The organism is Desulfovibrio desulfuricans (genome assembly GCF_004801255.1).
Taxonomy (GTDB): Bacteria; Desulfobacterota; Desulfovibrionia; order Desulfovibrionales; family Desulfovibrionaceae; genus Desulfovibrio; species Desulfovibrio desulfuricans_C.
This window is the reverse complement of the sequence record NZ_CP036295.1, coordinates 2,559,773-2,583,178: the sequence shown is the minus strand read 5'-3', so window position 1 is coordinate 2,583,178 and position 23,406 is coordinate 2,559,773. Positions and strand designations below refer to the sequence as shown.

Genomic DNA, 23,406 nt, shown 5'->3' with positions numbered 1-23,406 from the left:
CTAGGCTTTTGCCGCTTCTTCCTCGGCCTTGGCGGTGTTCCACAGCTCGTCTTTTTCATCAAGGGTCAGGGCGGAAAAGTCGCGGTTCTGCTCGCGGGCGATTGCTTCCATGCGGGCAAAGCGCGTGAGAAAGCGGCGGTTGGCGTAGTCCAGCGCTTCGTTGGCCTTGATGCCCTTGCGGCGGCCAAGCTCGGCGATGCTGAACAGCAAATCGCCAAGCTCGTGCTTTTGGGCTTCCTGATCGCCGCCCGCAGAGGCGTCCAGCCATTCCAGCCATTCGGCTTCCACCTGCTGCTCGACCTCTTCGTCTTCCTGCCAGGTAAAGCCCACGCGGGCCGCCTTGGAATTGATGCGGTAGGCCTTGGACAGCGGCGGCAGGCTTTCGGGCAGGGTGTCGAACAGCCCCTTGGGCTTGCCTTCTTCATCCGTGTGCTCGGCGCGCTTGATTTTTTCCCAGGCCTTGAGCTGTTCGTCCAGGCTGTCAAAGACAGTGTTGCTGAACACGTGGGGGTGGCGGCGGATCATCTTTGCACGGTTGTTGTTGAGGGCGTCGTCAAGGGTGAACTGGCCCTTTTTTTCGTACATGCGCGCCACAAACAGCAGCAAAAAGGCCACGTCGCCCAGTTCTTCGCGTATGTCGGCCACGTTGCCCGACCGTATGGCGCTTACCAGTTCGTGGCTTTCTTCAAGAATATATTCAGTCAGGCTCTCGGGGGTCTGCTCCCTGTCCCAGGGGCAGCCGTCGGGAGCGGCAAGCTTGTCTATGATCAGCTGCAGTTCTTCAAGGGCGGTCTTTTCCATGATGCGTGTTTCCTTGGTAATGCGTCAGTTAGATGCCCAGGTGTGCGGTGAGGTCTGGCGGCAGCCAGCCGTGCACCTGAGCCATGAGCGCGTTAAAGTAGGGCAGCGCGCGTGAGTGTTGCATAAAGGGCGCGCCCGCAAAAAATTTTTGCAAAAAAAGCAGGCCCAGCGAGCAGAGCAACACGCCCTTGGCCAGACCAAGCATGCCGCCCGCCATTTTGTCGGCCCACGAAACAAAGGAGAAGGAAAGTATTTTTTGCAGTATACGGGCTATGAGGGCCACCGATATGATAACGCCCAGAAAAATGAGCACGTATGCCGCAATGATGCGCCATGAGGGATCGGTAATCAGGGTCAGGCGCGGGGCGAGCAGCGGATGATAGTGGTGCGCGGCCCAAAAACCGCCCAGCAGTGAAATGAGACCGGCCACCTCGCCCACAAAGCCGTGGATAAAGCCCCTTGTTCCAAAAAAGACCAGTATGAGCACAATAATGAGGTCGAAAATATCCTGACCCATGCGTTCTCCGTTGCAGCTGTGATATCCGTTAGTCGGTTCACTGCCGTGAAGGCTTTCGCGCCGAGGTTTTATCCAACGGCGGGCAGAGCATAGCAGATGCGCGAACGCGGCACAATGCGCCCGGCAGGCTGGGCCATGACCTGACCACGCCTGTCGGTCGGCTGCGGCCCGCCCCTCGCGTCATGCCGTGCGTCATCTCGTGGGCCATGAAGTTGCCCAGTATTTGACGCCAGTTCCGCCTGAGCTACTCCCGCGTCTGCGTCAGCCCCTGGGGCAGGTTGGGCAGCAGCAGGGCCATATTATCGTACGCCTGCAGGGCTGCGACCACGCCGGGGTCTGGCCGGGTAAAAATGCAGGGATAATCAGCCTCGCCGCATTGCGGATGCACGGTAAAGGCCAGCCGCTCCGGCCCGTCGGGCGTAAACCGCGCGTCCACGCCCGGTTTGTTGCCCCTTGCGTCCATGCGCCGCCAGGTCTGGCGATCCTTGAGCCATACAGCATTCAGGCCGTGCAGCGCCCGCTGCGGGTCGTGTTCGTCCTTCAGGCCCAGCAGCTGATAGCAAAAACCGGCGGCAATGCCGTTGGCCCGCAGCAGCGCCGCCAGCAGGTGCGACTTGGCGTAGCACAAGCCCTCAGCGGTCCGCAGCACTTCCGATGCCCGGCAGGTAACGGCCGTGCCGCCGCAGTCGATGGAGTGGGCTATGCGGTCGCGCACAAAAACATAGGTTTTTTCGATCAGTTCCAGTTCCGAGGCGCTTTCGGCGGCAAGGCTGGCCGCTTTGTCGCGCACTGCAGGGCAGTGGAAGTCGATGATTTCTGACTCGTTCACGCAGGCTTGCGGTGCGGGGTATAAGTGGTGCATCATTGCAAATCTCTATCATATGGACGCGGCGTGCGCAAAAAGCGGCGCACGTGCGCGGCGGAGGCCGGATGGAAAATGTGCGTGGCCCTGTGGCGGGCGTGGTGCTGGCGGGGGGGATGTCCTCCCGCATGGGGAGGGACAAGGCCCTGCTGCAGGTTTACGGGCCGGGCAAGCCTGATCTTTTGACCCGGACATGCTCCCTGCTGACAGACCTGCTGCCGCAATGCTGGATCTCATGCCGGAGCGGGCTTGCGCGTGCCGGATACCAGTGCATTTTTGATGAATACCCCGACCGCGGCCCTGCAGCGGGCGTGCTGGCGGCTCTGAAGGCTGCGCGCGCCCATGGCTTTGACGCCGTGCTGGTTGTTTCGTGCGACATGCCCTTTATGGATGCCCCTACCCTGCGCAGGCTTTTGGCCTCGCGCAATACGGCAGGCGCGGGCAACCTGGCCACGCTGTATGTGGATGCGGTCAGCGGACGACCGGAGGCGCTGGTCGCTGTTTATGAAACGGCCTCGCTGCCCTGGTTTGAAAAATCGGTCACCCAGCAGGGCGGCAGGCTCAATAATGTTGTCCCCGCCGAAAAACAGACCCGTCTGCCTTACGGTCCGGATGAAGCCGGGCCGTTTTTTAATCTTAACCGCCCGGAAGACGTAAAAAGGGCACTGGATATTCTGGGAGCATCTCTTTAAGATTTATCCAGCTCACGGTATCGCAAACAAACGTGATAATATGCGGCTGCATAGCGGCCGTATGCCTTATATTTGCTGTCCGGCGCTGGTGCGCGTCCGTCCGGAAAGCGGAATCAACCGCGCGCGAACAACTCTGCCGGTGCGCGGGCATTTTGCACGCCCGCGTTTGATGGCCTGGAGATTATATGAATATTGGGGCCTATACGTTTAAGGAATTTCACCGTCTGGCGGAGAACTTTCATGGCTATGCCGCGCCCGGCCTGCTTGTGGGCGGTTATATGGTGGAACTGGCCAAGCGCCACCTGACCGAGGGCACGTTGTTTGAGGCCGTGGTTGAGTCCGGCAAGTGCCTGCCCGACGCCGTGCAGTTGCTGACGTTGTGCAGCATCGGCAACAACTGGATGAAGATACACAATCTGGGCCGGTATGCGGTTTCGTTGTTTGACAAGCATACGGGAGAGGGCGTGCGCGTGAGCCTCGACCCGCTAAAGATGGCTGCCTACCCGGAGCTCAAGGCGTGGTTTTTTAAGGAAAAAGCCAAAAAGGATCAGGATATAGCCCTGCTGGAATCAGAGATTGAAACTGCTGGCGACAGCATTTGCAAGGTTGAGTCCATTACGGTCAAACGCCGGTTTATGGGCCACAAGCACATGACGCGCATACTCTGCTGCCCCGTGTGCGGCGAGGCATATCCCGTGGAGGACGGCCCGGTATGCCGGGGCTGTCAGGGTGAGGCTCCGTACGTTTCTGCCCGGCGCGAACTCAAGGAAGACTGTCAGGCCCTTGCTGTCGAACGTCACAAGGCCTCTACCGGCGTGCGTGTTGTGCCGGTGGAGGAGGCCGTGGGCAAAAACGTGGCCCACGACATGACGCGCATTGACCCCGGCCAGTTCAAGGGGCCGGAATTCAAGGCCGGGCAGCGTATCTCGGTAGGCGACATCTGCCGGCTGCAGCAGATGGGCCGGTTCCATGTGGCGGTGACCGACGATGATGCGCCGCAAAATGCGTCGTCCGGCCAGCAGGCCATGGTGCACGAAAACGAAGTCGCAGAAATTTTTGCCCGTCGCATGGCTGGCGAGGGCGTGACCTACGCGCTGCCGCCCCATGAAGGCAAAATAGACTTCAAGGCTGCCTGCAACGGGCTTTTTTGCGTGGATGTGGAGCGCATGACAAGGTTTAATCTGGTGCCCGAGGTCATGGTGGCCTCGCGTCAGGATGCAACCCTGGTCAAGGAGGGCAACCCCCTTTGCGGTACGCGCGCCATCCCGCTCTATATCAGCCGCGAGCGGCTTGGTCAGGCGCTGGAGGCGCTGGAGGGCGGGCCGCTGTTCCGCGTGCTGCCCCTGCGCAAGGCCCGTGTGGGCATTCTGGTGACCGGCACCGAGGTTTTTCAGGGTATTATTGAAGACAAGTTTATCCCCGTCATCACCGCCAAGGTCACCATGCTCGATTGCACCGTTGCGCGCACCGACATCGTGCCTGACGACAAGGCCATGATGCGGGCCTCTGTGGCCGCCATGCGCGAGGCCGGGGCTGACCTGCTGATCACCACGGGCGGGCTTTCGGTTGACCCGGACGACGTGACCAGACAGGCGCTGGTTGAGGCGGGCCTTACCGACGTGCTGCACGGCGTGCCCGTGCTGCCCGGCACCATGAGCCTTATGGGCCGCATACCCGGCCCGCAGGGCGACATGCAGGTGCTCGGCGTGCCCGCCTGCGCCCTGTATTTTAAAACGACGTTTCTTGATCTGGTTTTGCCGCGCATGCTGGCGGGGCGCGGCCTGACCCGCATAGAGGCCGCCCGCATGGGCGAAGGCGGCTATTGTTTGGCGTGCCACACCTGCACCTATCCCAAGTGCTGGTTTGGTAAATAATACTGCGCCTTGTGCAGAGGCGGACATGAGCTTGAGCGGCGGCCCCGAAAATTTTTCGGGGCCGCCTTTTTTTGTCGCCATCGGCTGCACGGCAGAGAGTGCGGAGCAATGCCCGAGCCTGTTGACGCAACTGAAATTGCTCGCTATTTAATAGACCGACCGTCGGTCTATTAAAATTTGTGGGGGTGCCGATGCGCATCATTAAAGAACATGGCAAGCGCAGAGCAGAAATTGTTGACGCCGCAGAAGCCCTGTTTGCGTCAAAGGGGTACGCCAGCACCACCGTCAGCGATATTCTTGCAGCCCTGAACATCGCCAAGGGGACGTTTTACCATTACTTCGCGTCAAAAGAAGAACTCATGGACGCCGTAATCGCGCGGTATATTGATACGGAAATGGAGGCGGCGCAGGCGATTGCAGACAATCCGCAGATGTCTGCCGAGGAAAAAATGTTCCGCATACTCAGGGCTTCGGGGCAAGACAATGCGCGCGGTGATCGCCTGGAAAAAGAGTCCAGCGCTGTGGGCAATGCGGATATGCATCAGCGTACCATGGCATCCATTGTTCTGCGGCTCTCGCCCATTCTGGAGGGCATTGTCCGGCAGGGGATGCGCGAAGGCATATTCCAAACCGAATATCCTAGGGAATGCATGGAAATACTGCTTGCCGCCTCTGAATTTATGCTGCACGGAGGGGCCTTTGCGTGGGAAGGCGCGCAGCGACTGCAAAAGATCAAGGCCCTTGCCTGGATGGCGGAAAAAGCGCTGGGCGCGGAAAAGGGTCATTTTAACTATCTATATGAAAAATTTGAAAAAGATGGAGAAATTTGTGATTAACCCTGATGCATGGATGGCTGTGCTTCTGCCTCGGTTGCAGCAGGCCTTTGGCTCACGGTTGCAGTATCTTGGGCTTCAGGGCAGCTACAGAAGGGGGGAGGCCCGTGAAACCAGCGATATTGATGTTGTCGTGCTGCTGGACAGGGTCGCCCTGGAAGATCTTGATACCTACCGTGTCATGGTCCGCGCCATGCCGGAAGGGCAAAAGGCCTGTGGATTCATCAGCGGCATTGCCGAGCTGTTGCACTGGCCTCGCCATGAACTTTTTGCTTTTCAGCAGGATACAGTCGATTATTTCGGCACGCTGAGCACGTTTCTGCCGGTCCTTACAGAAAGAGATGCGGCAGAATCTGTCAGAGTCGGCGCGTCAGCACTTATCCATATGCTTACGCATTCGTACCTGTATGCGGATGCGGAGACCAGATTCCAGATGCTGCAGGAGTCCTACAAAACCGCGTTTTTTGTCATGCGCTCGCAGCACCATATTGCCTCCGGCGTTTTTTGCCGCAGCAAAAGAGAACTGCTGTCGCGCCTTGCTGGAACAGAAAAAGAGATCATTGCCGCCGGGTGCGACCTGCCTGACTGGCTGACCGCGCATACTGAGAAAGAAGCCTATGCCATGCTGCTGCGTTGGTGCAGGGATGTTTTGTCAGGATGCGGATTGTGTGTTTCCGCCTGAAGGATACGAGTTGGTTGACCTCTGCTGATTGCTGCCACCTGCCGCGCGCGGGTGGCTTTTTTATGCAATAGGGTTTGCGGCAACCGGAGGTAAGCGTAAAATTTGAAGAAAAAAGAGCAATGATATCAGTGCGCGCGAGGGGGACAATATAAGCTCATATATGCTGTTTGTGTGTACAAATTATGATGTTTGATTGTTCCATCACCATGGAATCATATAGAAAGTTTTATAATTGGGAAAAAGCTCACAAATAGGGGAGCTTTCATGCAAAAAAAGCTAAGTATCTTGCGATATCACGTTTTTTAAACTATGGTGAAAACAAATCTCCATTATCGTTAGTTGACGCAGTTCAGAGGCGTCTTGTTCAACGCAGGATTTTCGGCCCTTGCGTTGCGTGATTGGCCTAAAAAAGGAGTAGCATCATGAATAGCACCCGGAGGAGTTTCCTCAAGGGCGTCGGTGCAGGGGTTCTCTGCCTCTCATTGGGGCAGCTGGGCTTCGACCTGGGCGAAGCTCAGGCTTACGCCGTAAAACTCAAGATAGAAGGCGCCAAGGAAGTCATTAGCGTCTGTCCATTCTGTTCGGTCTGCTGCCAGGTCATTGCCTATGTGCGTGACGGCAAGCTGGTTTCCACAGAGGGCGACCCCGACTTTCCTGTCAACGAAGGCGCTCTTTGCGCCAAGGGCGCGGCTCTCTTCAGCATGTACACAAATGACCATCGCCTGAAAAAGCCGCTTTACCGCGCGCCCAACAGCGATCATTGGGTCGAAAAAGACTGGGACTGGACCCTCGCCCAGATTGCCCGCCGGGTAAAAGACACCCGCGACAAAGACTTTATCATCAAAAACGCCAAGGGGCAGACGGTCAACCGTCTCGATTCCATCTTCTGGATGGGAACCTCGCACGCCTCCAACGAGGAATGCGCAGTTATTCACCAAGCAATGCGCGGCCTGGGTGTTGTCCATATGGACCACCAGGCGCGGGTCTGACACAGCCCCACTGTTGCGGCTCTGGCAGAGTCGTTCGGACGCGGTGCTATGACGAACCACTGGATCGATATCAAGAATAGCGATGCAGTGCTTATTATCGGCAGCAATGCCGCTGAACATCATCCTGTCGCCTTTAAGTGGGTTATGCGGGCCAAGGACAACGGGGCCGTGCTCATGCACGTCGACCCCAAGTTCTCGCGCACGTCAGCCCGTTGCGACTTTCATGTGCCTTTGCGCTCGGGTACGGATATTCCCTTCCTGGGCGGCATGCTCAACTATATTCTGGAAAACAAGCTGTACTTTAAGGACTACGTTGAAAAGTACACCAACGCCGCCTTTGTGGTTGGCAAGAATTACGCTTTCAACGACGGTCTTTTCAGCGGCTATGATCCCGCCGCACGCAAGTACGACAAGTCGTCCTGGGTTCTGGAAAAAGGCCCTGACGGCGGGCCGCTCATCGACCCCACCTTCCAAAACGAGCGCTGCGTCATCAACCTGATGCGCCAGCACTATTCCCGCTACACGCTCAAAAACGTCTCTGACGTAACCGGCGTTTCGCAGGAAAACCTGCTCAAGGTCTACAAGGCCTTTTGCGCTACCGGCGGCCCCGACAAGGCCGGCACCATCCTGTATGCCCTGGGCTGGACGCAGCACACCGTCGGCGTGCAGAACATCCGCCTGTCTTCGCTGATCCAGCTGTTGCTGGGCAATATCGGCGTGGCGGGCGGCGGCATCAACGCCCTGCGCGGCGAGCCCAATGTGCAGGGCTCCACAGACCACGCCCTGCTGTACAACAACCTGCCCGGCTACCACGCTACGCCCCAGGCCCCGTGGCAGACCCTGGCCGATTACAACAAGGCCAATACCCCCGTAACCACGCTGCCCAACAGCGCCAACTGGTGGGGCAACCGTCCCAAGTATATCGCCAGTCTGCTCAAGGGCTGGTTTGGCGACGAGGCCACGCCTGAAAATGACTTCTGCTACGGCCTGCTGCCCAAGCTGGAGCCGGGCGAAGACTGCTCGTACATGTTTGCCATGGACAAGGTCTATCAGGGCAAGATGCGCGGCGGCTTCATCTTTGGCGTGAACCCCATGAACAGCTTCCCCAACACCAACAAGATGCGCGCCGCCCTGGACAAGCTGGACTGGCTCGTGTGCTCCGAGCTGCATAACTCGGAGACCACAGACAACTGGAAGCGTCCGGGCGTGGACCCCAAGGCCTGCAAGACCGAAGTGTTTTTGCTGCCCTCGGCCCACCGCATTGAAAAAGAAGGCACCATCAGCAACAGCGGCCGCTGGTTGCAGTGGTTTGACCAGGGCGTCAAGCCCGGCGGCGAAGCCCGCAACTTTGCCGACATCGTCGTGCCCCTGTTCAACACCCTCCGCGAGCTGTACAAGGCCGAAGGCGGCCAGCTGCCCGATCCCATCCTCAAGATGAACTGGACGGACAAGTACGATGCCGCTGAATGGGCGCGCCGCATCAACGGCCTTTTCTGGGCCGACAGCAAGGTGGGCGACAAGCAGTACAAGCGCGGCCAGCAGGTGCCTGCCTTTGCAGCGTTGAAGGACGACGGCACGACCTCGTCGCTCAACTGGATATACGCAGGCAGCTGGACGGAAGAGGACGGCAACAAGTCCAAACGCCGCAACACCAGCCAGACGCCCATGCAGGCCAATATTGGTCTGTTCCCCAACTGGTCGTGGTGCTGGCCCGTCAACCGCCGCATCCTGTACAACCGCGCCTCTGTGGACGTAAACGGCAAGCCGTTCAACCCCAAGAGGGCCGTTATTGAATGGGACGGAACCAAATGGGTGGGCGACGTGCCCGACGGCCCATGGCCGCCCATGGCCAAGGAAGGCGGCAAGCTGCCCTTCATCATGGTGAAGGACGGGCACGCCCAGTTCTTTGGCGCTGGCCCCGCCGACGGGCCTTTCCCCGAGCACTACGAGCCCGCGGAAACGCCTCTGGCGAGCCACCCCTTCTCCAAGCAGCTGAGCAGCCCGGTGTACAAGTTCCATACCTCAGATATGGACAAGATCGCCGCACCGGCTGACCCCAACTACCCCTATGTGCTGACCACCTACAGCCTCACCGAACACTGGTGCGGCGGCGGCGAAACGCGCAATGTGCCCAACCTGCTTGAAACCGAACCCCAGCTCTATGTGGAAATGAGCCCCGAGCTGGCCAAGGAAAAGGGCATCAAGAACGGCGACGGCGTCGTGCTTGAGAGCATTCGCGGCACATGCGAGGCCATCGCCATGGTGACGGTGCGCATTCGTCCCTTTACGGTCATGGGCAGAACAATCCACCTGGTGGGTATGCCCTTTGCCTTTGGCTGGACAACGCCCAAGTGCGGCGACTCCACCAACCGGCTGACCGTTGGGGCCTATGATCCCAACACCACCATTCCTGAATCCAAGGCCTGCTGCGTAAACCTGCGCAAGGCTGATAAGCTGACCGAAATAGGCTAACGAGCCGGGCGCACTCCCCCTGGGAGTGCGCCCGCCAAGGAGCATTGCTATGCCGAAGACATTTTTGATCGACACCACTCGGTGCACGGCATGCCGGGGCTGCCAGTTGGCCTGTAAGGAATGGCATGACCTGCCCGCCAATGAAACCAAGCAGCGCGGCACGCATCAGAATCCGCCGGATCTGAACCCCAACAATCTTAAAATTGTTCGTTTTCGCGAGCGCATGAAGCCCGACGGCACGGTTGTCTGGAACTTCTTTCCCGACCAGTGCCGCCACTGCCTTACGCCCATCTGCAAGGATGTGGCCGATATGGCGGTGCCTGGGGCCATCATCAAGGACGCCAAGACCGGCATGGTCATCGCCACCGAAAAAAGCGCCCAGCTGAGCCCGCAAGACGCGCAGGCCGTCATTGACGCCTGCCCCTACAATATTCCGCGGCTTGATCCCAAGACCAAGCGCCTTACCAAGTGCGACATGTGCATTGACCGCGTGAACGCGGGCATGCTGCCCATTTGCGTCAAGACGTGCCCCACGGGAACCATGGCCTTTGGCGAAAGGGAAGAAATTCTGCCCATGGCCCAAAAGCGCCTTGAGATCGTCAAAAAGACCTTTCCCAAGGCTTTTTTGGCTGACGTCAAGGACGTGAGCGTCATTTACCTGTTGGCGGAAGAAAAAGAACATTATTACGAGCACGCGGCCTTTATGTAGGCGCGTGCAAAAGGCTCCCGTGGCCGCAAGGCCTCGGGAGCCGGAAATACAGGGCGGGGGCTTGGCAAAACTTCCGCTTTGGTTCACCATTGGGGCAAAATCCGGCAAGGTCGCATGGTCTTTGCGCTGGTGTGAAATTTGTTCGGAAGGCCCACGGTTTTTGTTCCGCCCGGCTCCAAGGCAGGTATGGCTCTGTCGGCGCGGGCAAGCCGGCCACAGCGGCGTATGCGCCGGGTGGCATTATAAAACGCTCAGGATGCCGTCCTGGCGTTGCATGGTTCTGGATAGCTGTCGGGCATCACCGACGTATGGAGTATCAATGGCTGCTACCAGGCAAACGGTTGCCCAAACCCTTGAAGAAGTTATTGCATGGCGTCCTGTGCTGGCCCCTGTGCTGCGGTCTTTTGAACCGTTGCTCGCCGCACAGGAAGAACTTGTGGGCGAGCTGGCAAACTGTCTCAAACAACACGGCATTGCACTGCCGCAGGGGCAGACCGAACGGATGGAACAGGGGGTGTCGCTGCTGTCCGGAGCGAGTTTTGCTGGCATAGCCCCGGCAGTGCGCATCAGCGCGGAAAAACTGCTGCCCCTGCTGTGCCGTATGGACGCTGTGGTTCCGCACAAGGCCGCGCTTGCTGATTTTTTTACAAAACCTGACGGGGCTGAGGCGCAAAGGGCAGAAGAAATCGTTGCCGCTGTCGCCTCTGGCGACAGAAAGGCGCTTGCGGGGCTGGCTGAAAAGCTCAAGCTCGACCCTCTGGTGCTGAATTTTGCGGCAGGGTTTGTTGTTGCGCCGGTTTTACGGGCCATGACTTCGCTGGCGGCTTCAGAAGGGGAAACTCCCTGGGAGGCGGGCGACGTGTGGCGGCAGGGCTACTGCCCTGTATGCGGATCACTGCCCACCATCGGCTGGCTGGACAAGGCCTCCATAGATGAAAAAAACGCTTTTCTTGCCGGTGGGGGTGGTAAAAAACATCTGCACTGCGGCTTGTGCGGCGCTGACTGGAAGTTTCGGCGCGGTGCGTGCCCGGCATGCGGCGAGGAAGGCAGCGGCGTAATGGAGCTGCTGCGCGAAAGCGGCAATGCCGCCCACGGCGAGCGGCTGGACTGGTGCACCAAGTGCAAGTCGTATTGCCCGTCTGTCGATTTGCGCGAGCGCGAGTTTGTTCCCAATCTGGATGCCCTTGCCCTGGGCATGATGCATCTGGACATGGTGGCGGCCCGCAGAAAGCTCAAACCGGTCAAGCCCTCGTTCTGGAACATGTTTTAGCTGGCGTAAGCAACTGCGAAAGCCGTTTGGCTTTTGGCAAGGGCCGCCGCAAACATGGCCGACATATTTTGAGGGCGTATTGGGGTTGATTTGCCAGGCAGACTAAATGCCCCTTGTGCGGCATTCTTTAAATATTGCACAACTGGGCGTTATTAAGGTAAAACATCCGGCGAGTAGAGTGGTGGTGAAGAGGTGGCGGGTTGCCGCCGATGACGCATCGGGGGCCAGACTCCTGAGCTGTACGAACCCTGTAGGAGGATTTGCTGATGAAATATGTGACCTTGTTGCTGCTTGCGCTGAGCCTTGTGTGGGTTGGCGAAGCGCAGGCGCGTGATATCAAGGAAATGTCGCAGGTCATCAAAAAGCCCATTGAGATTCCTGGCGGCACATCCGCCCGTATGAGCGTCATGTTTCCCCACACGGCGCACAAAGGCATCAACTGCATGCATTGCCACCACGAAGTGGGCAGCGACAGCCGCTATGTTGCCTGTACCGAATGCCACGCCACTCCCGGTGCGCGCGAACGTGACTCCATGAGCATGTTCATGGCCTTCCACTCCAAGAACGGCGATCGTTCCTGCTACGGCTGCCATTCACAAAAGGCACAGGAAAATCCCGCCAAGTACGGGGCCAAGTTCAAGGGCTGCCGTCCCTGCCACATGGCTGCCAGCGCCCGCGAAGCCGCCAAGCAGTAAACCCTTCGCACAGGATTTTGTCCGTAATGCAAGAAGGCCTCTCTGCGGGGCCTTCTTGCATTACGGACACAGCGCTTGCCGCAAATGCAGGCCCGCTGGCCGCTGGTGAAGCGCTTGGGCTTTTGACCAACCAGTAATTGCGGCCCGCATGCGCGGCGCAGGCCAGCTGCTTTGCGGCGAGGGGCCTGTTTATGCAGATGCATTCCATCCTGGCGGGGTCATCAAGCACACCTGGCGGCGATGCGGTCTCTGCCTGTCGGGCGGGCCCTTGACTGTGCAGTTCAACCGTGCCGGAGGCCCGCATGCGCCTTTGCCGCGTATAGGGCAGGGGCGTGGGCGCAAAAAAAGGGCGTTGCGCAACGCCCTTACGTAATTCATGGGAAGATGCAGAGATCAGGGGATGAAATTTACAGCCCCAGTTGCGAGAGCATGTCGTCAATAGCGCCTTGCGAGACGCCTGCCTTGTCCGGGCCTTTGAGCTCGGTGCGACCCTGGTTGAATTCCTTGACGGCCTGGCGGGCCGCGCTCTGCAATTCTTCAACATTTTTGCTGGGGTCTTTTTCCGCAGCGTCAAGCAGCAGCCCTGAAGAAACATACAGCTCGACTACCATGGCTTCTATCTGGTTCAGCGCGGAAACAACGCGCTTGATGCGCTGCCCCGTGATGTCCTGAAAGCTCAGTGTCGTGAGCAGTGCCGTAAGATCCTTGCCCAGCATGTCGTTGTTTGCTTCAAGCTGTTCAATGGGTGCGGTATCGGCTGCGCCGTCGCGCAGGCTGCCCAGCAGCGCGGCATTTTGTTCCTGGAGATCAAGGTGGCGTTCCACAATTTCCATGATGGTCATTGTGGCGGTTTCGGTGTCTTTCAGCACTTCGTCGAGCTGGCTTGAGGCCTCAAGAAAAAGAGCGTCGGGATTCGGGGGGGGCAGGGGCTGACCTTTGGACGCAGCAGAAACACGCTGAAAAATGTCCTTGAGACCTTGGCGCATTTCTGTGCTGATCTGCTTATAAACAGCGGCTTCGGGCTTTTGTTCGCTCATGCCCGTCCCCTTTGCGCTCGGCGCGGTTAAGTATGTGCGTATAAAAAAGCTCTGCCGCGCTGGAGCACGGCAGAGCGCGGCTGCTTACTTGTTGGTCTTGAGAAAGGTCTTGGCTCTCGCGGCTTCGGGAGAGTTGGGGTACTTTTTGATAAGCTCTTCCAGTCGCGCCTTGGCGGCGGCGGCCTGATTGAGCTTGCTGAAGCTTATGCCCTGCTTGAGGTACGCACCGGGCGCACTGGACGAGGTGGGGTATTTTTTGATGACCGCATCGTAGGAAAGAGCCGCGTCGGCAAACTGGTTGCGCTGGAAGTAACACTCGGCCAGGTAGTACTGGGCTTCGGGGGCCTGGCTGTGGTCCTTGTAGTTTTTAAGAAAATCGGTGAAGGAGCGCTGCGCTTCATCGTACTTGCGGGCATTGTAGGAGTTGACGCCAGCGTCAAAGAGCGCCAGAGAAATGTCCTTTTTGGGAGCCTGAACCTGGGGTTCTGGCTGAGGACTAGCCTGGCCCCAGGTGCTGGCGCTGGGGTTGATTACCGTTTGGGGCTGATGGGCAGCACCCTGGTCGCCTGCGGCGTTGGCTGCGGCATAGCCCACAGAACCTGCCGCCATGCCGCCTGCGGCTGCCTGACCGTAGGAGGGCTGGCCATAGTTGGGCTGGCTGAATGCGGGAGCCGCCTGCGGAGCTGCCTGCGGAGCGGCTTGAGGCGCGGCCTGCGGGGTAAACTGGGCTGTGGAGCCGGAACTGCCGCTGCTCATGGGGTCGCCCAGGTTCAGGTTCAGCGCCATGCTGCGCTCAACCTGCCGCAAGGCTTCATCGTGCGCCCTTACGCGGCCAACCAGGGCGTGCGCGCCGCCAGCGTTCTGTATATCGTCAAGCTGGCCCTTGAGCGCGTTGACTTCCTGCCGCAAGGTCTGAATCTGGTTCCAGGCGTCGGCCTGCGCCGGCTGCATCTGTCGCAGCTGCACGTCTTGCTGTTGCACCTGCTGTTCCAGTGTAACGCTGCCGTTGCCGTTGCTGGTGCTGCCGCCCATGCAGCCGCTCAAAGGCAGAGCCGCGCAGGCAAGAGTCAGAATGTACAAAGAACGGAGTGTGCGCATAGTACCCTCTTTCAATTTTGCACTTTTCCCAGAACTTTTTTTCGTCCTGTAAAAATATAGATTATTCCACCCACAACCGGCAGAAAAACTACCAGCACAAGCCACAGGGCGCGCTGTTGCGGGTTTGCAAACTCATGCCCCCAGATGTGCAGGATGCTCCACACGGTGGGAATCATGGGGAACATTACTATCAGCACATGCCACCAATGAAAAATCATGCGGTTCCTCCCTTGCCGGGGGTTGGTTTGCCGCCCTTGTCGCTGGCGGCAGCCGGGGGCTTGCGCCAGAGAATCAGGCAGGCCAGCGCCGCGCCCACAAAGATGGCCGAGTCGGCCACGTTAAAGGCAGGCCAGTGCCAGTCGCCCCAATAAACATCCAAAAAGTCCACCACAGCGCGAAAGCGCACGCGGTCAACCAGATTGCCAAGCGCTCCGCCCATGACAAGCCCCAGAGCCGTAATCAGCCACGGGTCTTCGTGCGAGCTGCGCACCAGCATTATAATGGCCCACGCCGCCACAATTGTGGCGACCAGAAACAGCCAGAACTGCCACTCGATGTCTGACCTGTTCAAAAAGCCGAATGCCGCGCCCCGGTTGCGGATGTTGACGAGGTCAAACAGCCCGGCAATAACCGTTATGGGCCTGTGCTCCGGTATAAAACGCATGACGGCCCATTTGCTGATCTGGTCGAGCGCCAGGGCAACGACGGCCGCAATGCCTAGTATGCGATAATGCCTGGGCATTACTGTTACGCTTCCATGTCCTTAATAACAGCGGCGCAACGCGGGCAAAGCGTGGGGTGCGCCGCATCTGTTCCCAGCTCGGTGCTGTAAATCCAGCAGCGCTCGCACTTTTCGCCGTGGGCCTTTTCCACGCCGATGGCCAGCCCGGCAATTTCCTCGTCGCGATAGGCGCCTTGCGGCGCGTTTTCAAGGGGCTGCAGCTCAATCTGCGAGACAATGCAGAAGGCGCGCAGGTCGGTATGCAGGCCTTCCAGCCGTTGACGCAGCTCGTCGGCCACAAACAGCGTTACGCGCGTGTCGAGCGAGTGCCCGACCACACCGTCGCGGCGCATGGGTTCGATGGCCTTGGTGGCAGCGCCGCGCACGGCGGTAAGCACATTCCAGTCATCGCGCTTGCCCTCGTCCAGCAGGAAGGGGGCCGAGTCAACGGGGTGCAGGGCAAAGACCGTGGGCTCAGTGCCGCGCAGGCCCTGAGGCAGGTGGGCAAAGATTTCTTCGGCCGTAAAGGACAGCACCGGGGCCATGTCGCGCAGCAGCATGCCCAGTATGTGCCACATGGCGGTCTGGGCGGAGCGGCGCTCGGCGCTGGCGGCGCCTGAGGCGTACAGGCGGTCTTTGAGAATGTCCAGGTACATGGACGAAAGATCCGTCACGCAGTAGTTGTGCAGGGTGTGGTAGACCTTGTGGAAGTCAAAATCCATATAGGCCTGCTGCACACGGTCGTGCACGCGGGCGGCGGCATCCAGGGCAAACAGGTCGAGAGGCAGCAGCTCGCTGAGGGGCAGCAGGTTGTCCTTGCCCAGACCGTCGAGATTGCCCAGAATATAGCGGCAGGTGTTGCGGATGCGTCGGTAGGCGTCCACAAGACGGCCAAGAATTTCGTCCGAAATGCGGATGTCTTCGCGGTATTCAACCGACGAGACCCACAGGCGCACAATCTCCGCACCGAATTTTTCAATCAGCTCTTGCGGCGCAATGACGTTGCCAATGGATTTGGACATCTTGCGGCCTTCGCCGTCCACCACGTAGCCGTGGGTGAGCACAGACTTGTAGGGCGCGCGCTTGCGCGTGCCCTCGCTGACGAGCAGTGAGCTGTGGAACCAGCCCCGGTGCTGGTCTGAACCTTCAAGATACAGGTCTGCGGGGTAGGAAAGCTCCGGGCGCTGCTCAAGCACGGCGGCAAAGCTGGTGCCCGAATCAAACCAGACGTCAAGAATATCCGTTTCGCGCTTCCAGTGGTGGCCGCCGCAGTGGGGGCAGGCAAGGTCCTGGGGCACGATATCCGCAAGATCGGCCTCGTACCAGTAGTCGCAGCCCGTGGGATGCTGGGCGAACTTGTCGCAGATGCCGCGCATCCACTTGGGGTCGTTCCATGCCTCGCCGCAGTCTTCGCACAGCAGGGCCATGATGGGCACGCCCCATTGCCGCTGACGCGAGATGCACCAGTCGGGGCGGAATTCGATCATATTATGGATGCGCTCGCGGCCCCAGGCGGGGATCCAGCGCACCTGATCGTCAATGGCCTTGAGGGCGCGGCCGCGCAGGTCGTTCTTTTCCATGCTGATAAACCACTGGGTGGTCGCGCGGAAGATGACCGGCTCTTTGCAGCGCCAGCAGTGGGGGTAGGAGTGCTTGATCTTGCCCTGACGCAGCAATGCGCCGACTTCTTCAAGCTTTTCAATGACCTTGGGGTTGGCTTCAAAGACGTTCAGCCCGGCAAAAAACTGCACGGTGGGCAAAAAGCGCCCGGCGTCGTCCAGGGGCGAATAGATTTCGAGGCCGTATTTGAGGCCGACATCATAGTCTTCCCGGCCGTGGCCGGGGGCGGTGTGCACGCAGCCCGTGCCCGCATCAAGGGTAACGTGCTGGCCCAGAATGAGGGGCGACACGCGGTCGTAGAAGGGGTGCCGGGCCTTGAGGCCCTCAAGCTGCGCGCCGGTGGCGCGGCCCAGAATCTGGGGGTCGCTCCAGCCAAACTGCCCGGCGCAGGAGGCCAGCAGATCTTCGGCCAGCAGGTACTGGGCGTCGCCGACCTGCACGAGCACATAGGTAAATTCGGGATGCAGGCACACGGCCATGTTGTCCGGCAGGGTCCAGGGCGTGGTGGTCCAGATGACCACAAAGGCGTGCGCAGGGTCTGCAGCGGAAAATACGTTTTTCAGGCCTTCGTCCCTGAGCGGAAAGCGCACAAAGATGGAGGGCGAGGTGTGGTCGTAGTATTCCACCTCGGCTTCGGCAAGGGCCGTATGGCACGAGCAGCACCAGTAGATGGGCTTTTTGGAGCGCATGACGCCGCCCGTTTCCACAAAGTTTGCCAGCTCGCGGGCGGTGGCGGCCTCATAGGCGGGGCGCATGCTCATGTAGGGATCTTCCCAGTTGCCGAGCACGCCGAGACGGCGAAATTCCTTGCGCTGCACGTCGATCCACTTTGAAGCGTAGTCGCGGCAGAGCTTGCGCACCACATGGGCGGGCAGGGTTTTCTTTTTTTCTTTCAGCTCCTGCTCGACCTTGTGCTCGATGGGCAGGCCGTGGCAGTCCCAGCCCGGCACGTAGCGCGAGGCAAAGCCCGCCATGTTGCGCGACTTTACAATAATGTCCTTGAGAATCTTGTTCAGCGCGGTGCCCATGTGGATGTGCCCGTTGGCGTAGGGCGGGCCGTCGTGCAGAACATAGGTGCCCTTGCTGCCGGAGGCCTCGACCATCGCCTCGTAGCTGTTAATGGTATCCCATTTTTTCAGCGTTTCCGGCTCGCGCTGGGCCAGGTTTGCTTTCATGGGAAAGGCGGTCTGAGGCAGGTTCAATGTTTTCTTGTAATCGCTCATGCTGGCTCCCGGCACAGTTCAACTCAGGGACGTGTCTGTATTCGCAAGGTGAAAAAATCGCTCTAGTGTGGGCAAATAGCGGGGTAAAGTCAAGGAGCGCGGGGCGGGGCAATCGTAGAGAATTATTGGCGGCAGGCTAAAATGCGCGCAGTACATTGAGCAGATCCTGTGGACGCCCCAGTCTGCAGCGCGTTGCGATGTCAAAACCAGGGCAGGGGTCAAGTTGAAGCATAAGATCCTGTTTTACTGCGCCTTTTTTGTTCAACAAAAAGGAAACCGTAGGCGCTATGTGCTGGCGGGGGTTAAAAATCAGCAGGGTTCCGTGTATCTTGTCGGCGAGCAGCCCGCTGAAAAAAAGCCGAACCGTCAAAGCCCGCCACCACCTCAGCACCCGCCGCAGCCCTCGCCTGCGCTGCGGCAAGCAGTTGCTCGGGGTGCACGATCTCCCACCCCATGGTCTGCAGATCCCGCTCAATTTGCGGCTCGTTTTCCACCACGCCCCCATACGGAAAGGCGCTGCGCGACAGCCATATCTTGCGGCCGGGGGGTGGCGCGGCGCGTACGGCGCTGCCCAGCGCCTCCAGCTGCTCCGGCAGCATGGAATCGGGCAGCACCGTTGCGCCCGGGGGCGAAACAATCAGGCGCGTGACCTCCACAGGCTCGCTGATCAGGCGCACCCGTTTATCAAGGCTAAGCAGCTCCAGGACAGCAAGCCGCCATGAAACGACAAAGCCGCTGGGGCCTGAAAAAAGCAGCGGTACATTGGCCCAGCAGCGGATGGCATAGAGACGGCCAAAATGGCCGAACAAAAACCACCGTAAACATACGCGCCTTGCAGGCGTCGTCTCGGGGCAGTGGGCAGCGCCGGGGTACAGCGGTGCATAAGTGAATCTTCAAGGCAGACGCCGTTGTCAGAAACACCCGCCGTAAACGCGTCCACGGTTCACGCAAAGGCAAACACCAGGGCGTTGCGCACAAGTCTGAACCGCTCTTGCATGCTCGGCAGCCTTTGCCCGCAACTCAGAAGTTCGCCGGTGTGCCTTCCATGGCTTGTGCCAGCTCGCGCAACGCCGACAGGCTGTCTTCCGCCTCTTGCGGCGTCATTACGTGCAGCGCAAACCCGGCGTGGACAATGACGTAGTCGCCCACCTTGGGTTCTTCGGGCAGCAGCATGACCGACGCCGTAAGAAAGGTCTGGCTTTCGCCCACGCGCACGCGGGCCATGCCCTGGCCCTGAAGTTCTTCAATTCTGGCAGGTATGGCAAGACACATAGCAGTTTCCTCTTGGAAGGCAGATAAGCATTAACATCGCTGCGGCAAGGCCTACTGGATCACAGACTTTCAGCTTATCAGCGCGTCTGGCATCACGCAAGGGCGTACAGCGGCGTTGCCACAGAACGTGGCGGCAGAATGCAAACAGGGCATGCCCTTGCGTTGCTGCCCTGCTGAAAGGGGGACGCGCGCATGCCCGCATGCGGGCTGTTGTTCCGGTCATCGCTTGAGCTGGGTGCTTTGCTGCCAAGGCCGTGGGCTTGCGGGCTGGCCTTCCGGCGCGCCTGGGGCCTGTGCGAAAGATGACGGCCGTAACGGAAAGGGCGAAGCCTTGCGGCTTCGCCCTTGTGGTTTTCGTTGCGCTTTACGGCCTAGTGCTTGGAGCCGTTGGAGCGTTCCTTTTTTTCAGGGAACAGGATGAAGTTCCAGTACAGCACGTACACGGGCAGCACCACAAACATCATCACATAAGCCCAGCTCTTGGTGAAGAGGAAATACTGATAAAACGTATTGAATTCCATGATATTCTCCTCCTACGCGCGGCTTAGTGCTCGCCCTTGAAGTCTGGGTGTTCGTACAGCACCGGCATGTTGTAAACGATGAAGCGGTAGACCGTGACAATCATGGTCACCACAAACATGGAGATGCAGATTTCCCAGATGCTGGGGAAGTAACGTTCGGCCGAGGGCAGCGTGTAGTTGAAGGCGATCATGGACACGTTGAAACGGTTCAGCACGATGCCCACCACTGTGTTGGTCGCGGCAATGCGGCACAGGGTCAGGTTGCGGTCGCGAGCGCCCTTGGCGTAGGTGAGGGCGGGCAGCAGCACAAAGCCCAGCATTTCCACCGCCCACCATGCCCCGTAACCCGTAAACAGGTAGGGGATGTTGGCCTGCACAAGCATGTCGATGAGCTTGAGCATAAAGTAGGCAAAGAGGATGAACGAGCCCGCGCGGGCAAAGCTGAAGGTTACGTCGTCAGCTTCGCGCAGGTGGGTCTTGTCCATGTAGTGGTGCACGCCTCGGTGGGCCAGCATGCCTTCAAAGATAACCATGGACGCGCCAGCGGCCATGGAACTCACAAAGAAGAACATGGGCATGAAGGGCGAGTACCACAGGGGAAACACCTTGCCGGGGGAGATCAGGTAGAGCGAACCCAGCGAGGACTGGTGCAGGGTGGACAGGGTCACGCCGAAGATGGTCAGCGGAATGGTGCATTTGACCACGATCTTGCGGATCTTGAGCAGCCAGGGGTACCGGCAGGAGAGCCATTCGAGCGGAGCCACGGAAAATTCGATGAGCAGCACCGAAACGTAGGTGGCAACGCACAGACCCACTTCAAAGAGAACCGAGGTCGTGCCGGGGAAGAAGAACATGAAGGGCAGGCGCAGCGGATGGCCCAGATCGTACAGCAGGGCGATAACCACGAAGGCGTAGCCCAAAAAGGCTGTGGTGATGGCCGGGCGCACTGCGGAGTGGAAGTGCTTCATGCCCATGATGTAGCAGGCCACGGTGGTGAAGTAGCCGCCCGCCGCGAGGCACACGCCGCACAGCAGGTCAAAGCCGATCCACATGCCCCAGGGCTGCACATCGCTCAGGTTGGTGACGGAACCGATGCCCACGGTAAAGCGGATAACGGTGATGACCAGGCCCACCGCCAGAATGATGGCGGAAATGATATTGCCGGGGGTGGGCGTGAGGAACTCGCTGATGTTAAACAGCCTGTCCCTGGTAGGAATAACTATGCTGTGGTTTGCCATTTATTTATCCTCCCCGTGCTCCTTGCAGCACGCCGCTTCCCGAGCCTTCAAGGCGTCGGTCATTGCGCGGCGGGCCGTGTCGGCAGCGCCCGGACCCTGGGTTTCCTCAATCTTGCGCACTGCGGCGTCAACGGCTGCGGCCAGATCGTCCTTGGTCTCCTTGACGTGTGCGTCCTTCTCGGCCTTGAAGATGGCGTCGCGGCGTTTGGTCATGGCGTATGCGCCGCCAAAGAGCACAGGCCAGAAGGCCACGATCATGGGCACGGTGCCCAGAGCGCCGTAGGTCAGCTCGCCCATGGGCTGCGTGCCCAGGTGCTTGTCGAGACCAAGTTGCTTGAGTTCGCTGGTGTCGCCGTGGGCGTCGGCATGAGCCTTGGCGTCCTTGGCAACGGCGGGAGCCTCAACGGCAGGAGACAGCACCATCCAGGCGGTACCGCCGGCATCGTGCTCGCCGTATACGTAGTTTACGTATTTGCCGGGGGTTTCGTTGATGCGCGAGCGGGCGATCTTGATCAGGTCGCTGCGGCGACCAAAGGTCAGCGCGTCCATGGGGCAGGCTTCCACGCAACCGGGCAGCTTGCCTTCCTTGAGGCGGGGTTCGCAGAAGGTGCACTTTTGCACCAACGGATCAAACGCTTCGTCGTACTGGAAGCCAGGCACGTAGAAGGGACAGGCTACCATGCAGTACCGGCAGCCCACGCACTGCGTACCGTCGTAGGACACGCTGCCGTCGGGCTGTTTTTGAAAGCATTTGGCAAAGCAGGCAGAGGCGCAGGCCGGGTCGTTGCAGTGGAAGCACTGCAGCTTGCGGAACACGTCCTTGCCGTTGACGTTGTACTTGTTGACCACGGTCCACTCATACGCCGAGGTGCGGCGCTTGGTGGAGGTAACCGAAAGGTCGGTAAAAGGCTTTTTGGGCTTGGGCAGGTGGTTCACCGCGTTGCAGGCTTCTTCGCAACGGCGGCAGCCGATGCAGCGCGTAGTGTCATGCAGAACGCCGTAGCTGTCTGCATAGTAGGGGAAGGTGTGCACCCCGGCATTGGCTACCTTGGCAGTGCCCAATGCCGAAATCACGCCCGCGCTTCCCATGATGGCCAGGAATTTTCTGCGATTCATATGCGTTTCTCCGTGCAGCTAGGCGCCCTAGGGGCGGGCCTTATGACAAGTGGTGCAGTCGGTATTCTTCGGACGACCCACATTCATGCCCTGGTGGCAACCCATGCACTGCAGGTGATATGCAGCCTTGAGGTTGGGGCGGTTGGGATTCTTGGGGTCGATTTCCTTGGTGTGGCAGCTACCGCACTTGGGAGGCGTGGCCGAAAGCGGGCTCCTGTGATGGCACGTGGCGCACAGGGTCTCGGGCTTGTTGTGGAAAGCCTCAGCCAGCTTGTCGCCCTTGATGCGTTCCATCAGGGAGGCGACATGGCGACGGTGGGTGAAGTTGTTCGGCTCGTACTTGTCAGCCAGCGCGTCGATGGTCACCTTGAGGGGACCCTGCATGGCGTTGAGAGGCTGAACGGCCTTCTGCGACTGCACGGTTTCAGCGGCCAGAGCTTCGTTCTGGTCGGGAGACAGCTTGCCCTTGATGCCTTGCTGCAGCTGTTCCGGCGTCATGGAAGACGTAACATTGTGGCAGGTGGCGCACCATGCCTGGTCGCGCTTGGGCGTCACAATGGCGTGGCAGCCCGCGCATTCGCGCCGTTCTTTGGTTTGCTGTTCATGACAGCTCACGCAGCTCACAGGGGTGTTGCCCTTGGCGCGCTTGGCGATATTGGTGGCGTGCATGGCGCGGTCAAGCGTCACGAAGTTTCCTTCCGCCTTGCCTTCCGTGGTGTGGCAGGTGCTACAGGCCACAGGGTCGCCGGTGTGGTGGCAGGTTTCGCAGTTGCCAACCTTTTTCTCATGGATGAGATGATTGAAAACAGCGGGTTTCATGGCCGCGCCCTTGGGATTGGGCTTAGCGCTTACCGGAAACATAACAATGGCCGACGGCGCGCCGCTGTCTGTCGGCTCCAAAGCTGCGGCCGTGGCCGATCCAGCTCCGAGCGCCGTCAGACACGCCGCGCCCGCCAGGGCCAGAGCCGCCAGCAAAAGCAGTGATGTGCCGTTCCTCATGTGCTTGTCCTTTTGCAATCAGACATTACCCCAACGCCCGCCGCAAACATTGCAGCGGGTTCCTCCGCACCCCCGATCCCTACGGGGGCGAACACGCAGATATTGAAACGGTATCCCAGCATGCAAGACTCGTCAAGGCGGGGCCGTTGTTGTAATTGCTTCTTA

Annotated in this window: 22 protein-coding genes; 8 read left to right on the top strand and 14 right to left on the bottom strand. The window is 59.4% G+C overall.

Annotated features, from left to right (window positions below; translation table 11 throughout):
* The 3 genes from mazG to DDIC_RS10790 form a co-directional block, all read right to left on the bottom strand.
* Entirely contained in the window at positions 1 to 801 is an 801-nt protein-coding gene (gene mazG, locus DDIC_RS10800; protein WP_136400448.1) for a nucleoside triphosphate pyrophosphohydrolase, read from the bottom strand.
* A 28-nt stretch (positions 802 to 829) separates the two neighbouring features.
* Complete coding sequence (locus DDIC_RS10795; RefSeq protein ID WP_136400447.1) at positions 830 to 1,318, bottom strand: CvpA family protein; 489 nt, start codon at positions 1,316 to 1,318, stop codon at positions 830 to 832.
* Positions 1,319 to 1,562: 244 nt separating this feature from the next.
* Positions 1,563 to 2,183 carry a transglutaminase-like domain-containing protein gene (locus tag DDIC_RS10790; RefSeq protein WP_211088873.1) on the bottom strand — a complete coding sequence of 207 codons (621 nt, stop codon included), beginning with the start codon at positions 2,181 to 2,183 and terminating at the stop codon, positions 1,563 to 1,565.
* Between the two features lie 65 nt (positions 2,184 to 2,248).
* Between DDIC_RS10790 and mobA the strand changes: the two genes are divergently transcribed.
* The 8 genes from mobA to DDIC_RS10750 all read left to right on the top strand — a co-directional run bounded on the left by mobA (position 2,249) and on the right by DDIC_RS10750 (position 12,396).
* A complete protein-coding gene (mobA, locus tag DDIC_RS10785; RefSeq protein ID WP_136400446.1) occupies positions 2,249 to 2,872 on the top strand; it encodes a molybdenum cofactor guanylyltransferase in 624 nt (207 codons plus the stop codon).
* Positions 2,873 to 3,057: 185 nt separating this feature from the next.
* Positions 3,058 to 4,746 carry an FmdE family protein gene (locus DDIC_RS10780; protein WP_136400445.1) on the top strand — a complete coding sequence of 563 codons (1,689 nt, stop codon included), beginning with the start codon at positions 3,058 to 3,060 and terminating at the stop codon, positions 4,744 to 4,746.
* Between the two features lie 191 nt (positions 4,747 to 4,937).
* A complete protein-coding gene (locus tag DDIC_RS10775; RefSeq protein WP_136400444.1) occupies positions 4,938 to 5,582 on the top strand; it encodes a TetR/AcrR family transcriptional regulator in 645 nt (214 codons plus the stop codon).
* Positions 5,575 to 6,261, top strand: a complete 687-nt coding sequence (locus DDIC_RS10770; RefSeq protein WP_136400443.1) for a nucleotidyltransferase domain-containing protein — start codon at positions 5,575 to 5,577, stop codon at positions 6,259 to 6,261. Before DDIC_RS10775 ends, DDIC_RS10770 begins: the two co-directional genes overlap by 8 nt.
* Before the next feature lie 422 nt (positions 6,262 to 6,683).
* The gene (gene fdnG / locus DDIC_RS10765) at positions 6,684 to 9,722 is read left to right on the top strand and encodes a formate dehydrogenase-N subunit alpha (protein ID WP_136400442.1); all 3,039 of its coding nucleotides are present in this window, start codon (positions 6,684 to 6,686) and stop codon (positions 9,720 to 9,722) included.
* Positions 9,723 to 9,771: 49 nt separating this feature from the next.
* On the top strand, positions 9,772 to 10,431 hold the full coding sequence (locus DDIC_RS10760; protein WP_136400441.1) for a 4Fe-4S dicluster domain-containing protein: 660 nt from the start codon (positions 9,772 to 9,774) through the stop codon (positions 10,429 to 10,431).
* 319 nt (positions 10,432 to 10,750) lie between these two features.
* A complete protein-coding gene (locus tag DDIC_RS10755) occupies positions 10,751 to 11,701 on the top strand; it encodes a formate dehydrogenase accessory protein FdhE (RefSeq protein ID WP_136400440.1) in 951 nt (316 codons plus the stop codon).
* A 266-nt stretch (positions 11,702 to 11,967) separates the two neighbouring features.
* The gene (locus DDIC_RS10750) at positions 11,968 to 12,396 is read left to right on the top strand and encodes a cytochrome c3 family protein (RefSeq protein WP_136400439.1); all 429 of its coding nucleotides are present in this window, start codon (positions 11,968 to 11,970) and stop codon (positions 12,394 to 12,396) included.
* A gap of 407 nt (positions 12,397 to 12,803) precedes the next feature.
* On the opposite strand, the gene DDIC_RS10745 is transcribed toward DDIC_RS10750, so the two are convergent.
* The 11 genes from DDIC_RS10745 to DDIC_RS10700 form a co-directional block, all read right to left on the bottom strand.
* A complete protein-coding gene (locus DDIC_RS10745; protein ID WP_136400438.1) occupies positions 12,804 to 13,433 on the bottom strand; it encodes a protein phosphatase CheZ in 630 nt (209 codons plus the stop codon).
* Positions 13,434 to 13,517: 84 nt separating this feature from the next.
* Complete coding sequence (gene ybgF, locus DDIC_RS10740) at positions 13,518 to 14,531, bottom strand: tol-pal system protein YbgF (RefSeq protein ID WP_136400437.1); 1,014 nt, start codon at positions 14,529 to 14,531, stop codon at positions 13,518 to 13,520.
* 11 nt (positions 14,532 to 14,542) lie between these two features.
* Positions 14,543 to 14,749, bottom strand: coding sequence for a PLDc N-terminal domain-containing protein (locus DDIC_RS10735; RefSeq protein ID WP_136400436.1), 207 nt, complete (start codon positions 14,747 to 14,749; stop codon positions 14,543 to 14,545).
* Positions 14,746 to 15,273, bottom strand: a complete 528-nt coding sequence (gene lspA, locus DDIC_RS10730) for a signal peptidase II (RefSeq protein WP_136400435.1) — start codon at positions 15,271 to 15,273, stop codon at positions 14,746 to 14,748. Before lspA ends, DDIC_RS10735 begins: the two co-directional genes overlap by 4 nt.
* 5 nt (positions 15,274 to 15,278) lie before the next feature.
* Positions 15,279 to 18,095 (bottom strand): isoleucine--tRNA ligase, encoded by a 2,817-nt coding sequence (gene ileS, locus DDIC_RS10725; protein WP_136400434.1) that lies wholly within the window; start codon positions 18,093 to 18,095, stop codon positions 15,279 to 15,281.
* Positions 18,096 to 18,397: 302 nt separating this feature from the next.
* Positions 18,398 to 18,904 carry a glycosyltransferase 61 family protein gene (locus DDIC_RS10720; protein WP_168732535.1) on the bottom strand — a complete coding sequence of 169 codons (507 nt, stop codon included), beginning with the start codon at positions 18,902 to 18,904 and terminating at the stop codon, positions 18,398 to 18,400.
* Positions 18,905 to 19,115: 211 nt separating this feature from the next.
* The gene (locus DDIC_RS10715; RefSeq protein ID WP_136400432.1) at positions 19,116 to 19,367 is read right to left on the bottom strand and encodes a HypC/HybG/HupF family hydrogenase formation chaperone; all 252 of its coding nucleotides are present in this window, start codon (positions 19,365 to 19,367) and stop codon (positions 19,116 to 19,118) included.
* Positions 19,368 to 19,738: 371 nt separating this feature from the next.
* Positions 19,739 to 19,888 carry a sulfate respiration complex protein HmcD gene (gene hmcD, locus DDIC_RS13830; protein ID WP_168732534.1) on the bottom strand — a complete coding sequence of 50 codons (150 nt, stop codon included), beginning with the start codon at positions 19,886 to 19,888 and terminating at the stop codon, positions 19,739 to 19,741.
* 23 nt (positions 19,889 to 19,911) lie between these two features.
* The gene (hmcC, locus tag DDIC_RS10710; RefSeq protein ID WP_136400431.1) at positions 19,912 to 21,126 is read right to left on the bottom strand and encodes a sulfate respiration complex protein HmcC; all 1,215 of its coding nucleotides are present in this window, start codon (positions 21,124 to 21,126) and stop codon (positions 19,912 to 19,914) included.
* Entirely contained in the window at positions 21,127 to 22,242 is a 1,116-nt protein-coding gene (gene hmcB, locus DDIC_RS10705) for a sulfate respiration complex iron-sulfur protein HmcB (protein ID WP_136400430.1), read from the bottom strand.
* Positions 22,243 to 22,269: 27 nt separating this feature from the next.
* Positions 22,270 to 23,241, bottom strand: a complete 972-nt coding sequence (locus DDIC_RS10700; protein ID WP_136400429.1) for a nine-heme cytochrome c — start codon at positions 23,239 to 23,241, stop codon at positions 22,270 to 22,272.
* Positions 23,242 to 23,406: the final 165 nt, after the last annotated feature.

Bases quoted from the DNA above. Each gene is read 5' to 3' on its own strand.
- mazG (WP_136400448.1), bottom strand. From the start codon at position 801: ATGGAAAAGACCGCCCTTGAAGAACTGCAGCTGATCATAGACAAGCTT.
- DDIC_RS10795 (WP_136400447.1), bottom strand. From the start codon at position 1,318: ATGGGTCAGGATATTTTCGACCTCATTATTGTGCTCATACTGGTCTTT.
- DDIC_RS10790 (WP_211088873.1), bottom strand. From the start codon at position 2,183: ATGATGCACCACTTATACCCCGCACCGCAAGCCTGCGTGAACGAGTCA.
- mobA (WP_136400446.1), top strand. From the start codon at position 2,249: ATGGAAAATGTGCGTGGCCCTGTGGCGGGCGTGGTGCTGGCGGGGGGG.
- DDIC_RS10780 (WP_136400445.1), top strand. From the start codon at position 3,058: ATGAATATTGGGGCCTATACGTTTAAGGAATTTCACCGTCTGGCGGAG.
- DDIC_RS10775 (WP_136400444.1), top strand. From the start codon at position 4,938: ATGCGCATCATTAAAGAACATGGCAAGCGCAGAGCAGAAATTGTTGAC.
- DDIC_RS10760 (WP_136400441.1), top strand. From the start codon at position 9,772: ATGCCGAAGACATTTTTGATCGACACCACTCGGTGCACGGCATGCCGG.
- DDIC_RS10755 (WP_136400440.1), top strand. From the start codon at position 10,751: ATGGCTGCTACCAGGCAAACGGTTGCCCAAACCCTTGAAGAAGTTATT.
- DDIC_RS10750 (WP_136400439.1), top strand. From the start codon at position 11,968: ATGAAATATGTGACCTTGTTGCTGCTTGCGCTGAGCCTTGTGTGGGTT.
- DDIC_RS10745 (WP_136400438.1), bottom strand. From the start codon at position 13,433: ATGAGCGAACAAAAGCCCGAAGCCGCTGTTTATAAGCAGATCAGCACA.
- ybgF (WP_136400437.1), bottom strand. From the start codon at position 14,531: ATGCGCACACTCCGTTCTTTGTACATTCTGACTCTTGCCTGCGCGGCT.
- DDIC_RS10735 (WP_136400436.1), bottom strand. From the start codon at position 14,749: ATGATTTTTCATTGGTGGCATGTGCTGATAGTAATGTTCCCCATGATT.
- lspA (WP_136400435.1), bottom strand. From the start codon at position 15,273: ATGCCCAGGCATTATCGCATACTAGGCATTGCGGCCGTCGTTGCCCTG.
- ileS (WP_136400434.1), bottom strand. From the start codon at position 18,095: ATGAGCGATTACAAGAAAACATTGAACCTGCCTCAGACCGCCTTTCCC.
- DDIC_RS10715 (WP_136400432.1), bottom strand. From the start codon at position 19,367: ATGTGTCTTGCCATACCTGCCAGAATTGAAGAACTTCAGGGCCAGGGC.
- hmcD (WP_168732534.1), bottom strand. From the start codon at position 19,888: ATGGAATTCAATACGTTTTATCAGTATTTCCTCTTCACCAAGAGCTGG.
- hmcC (WP_136400431.1), bottom strand. From the start codon at position 21,126: ATGGCAAACCACAGCATAGTTATTCCTACCAGGGACAGGCTGTTTAAC.
- hmcB (WP_136400430.1), bottom strand. From the start codon at position 22,242: ATGAATCGCAGAAAATTCCTGGCCATCATGGGAAGCGCGGGCGTGATT.
- DDIC_RS10700 (WP_136400429.1), bottom strand. From the start codon at position 23,241: ATGAGGAACGGCACATCACTGCTTTTGCTGGCGGCTCTGGCCCTGGCG.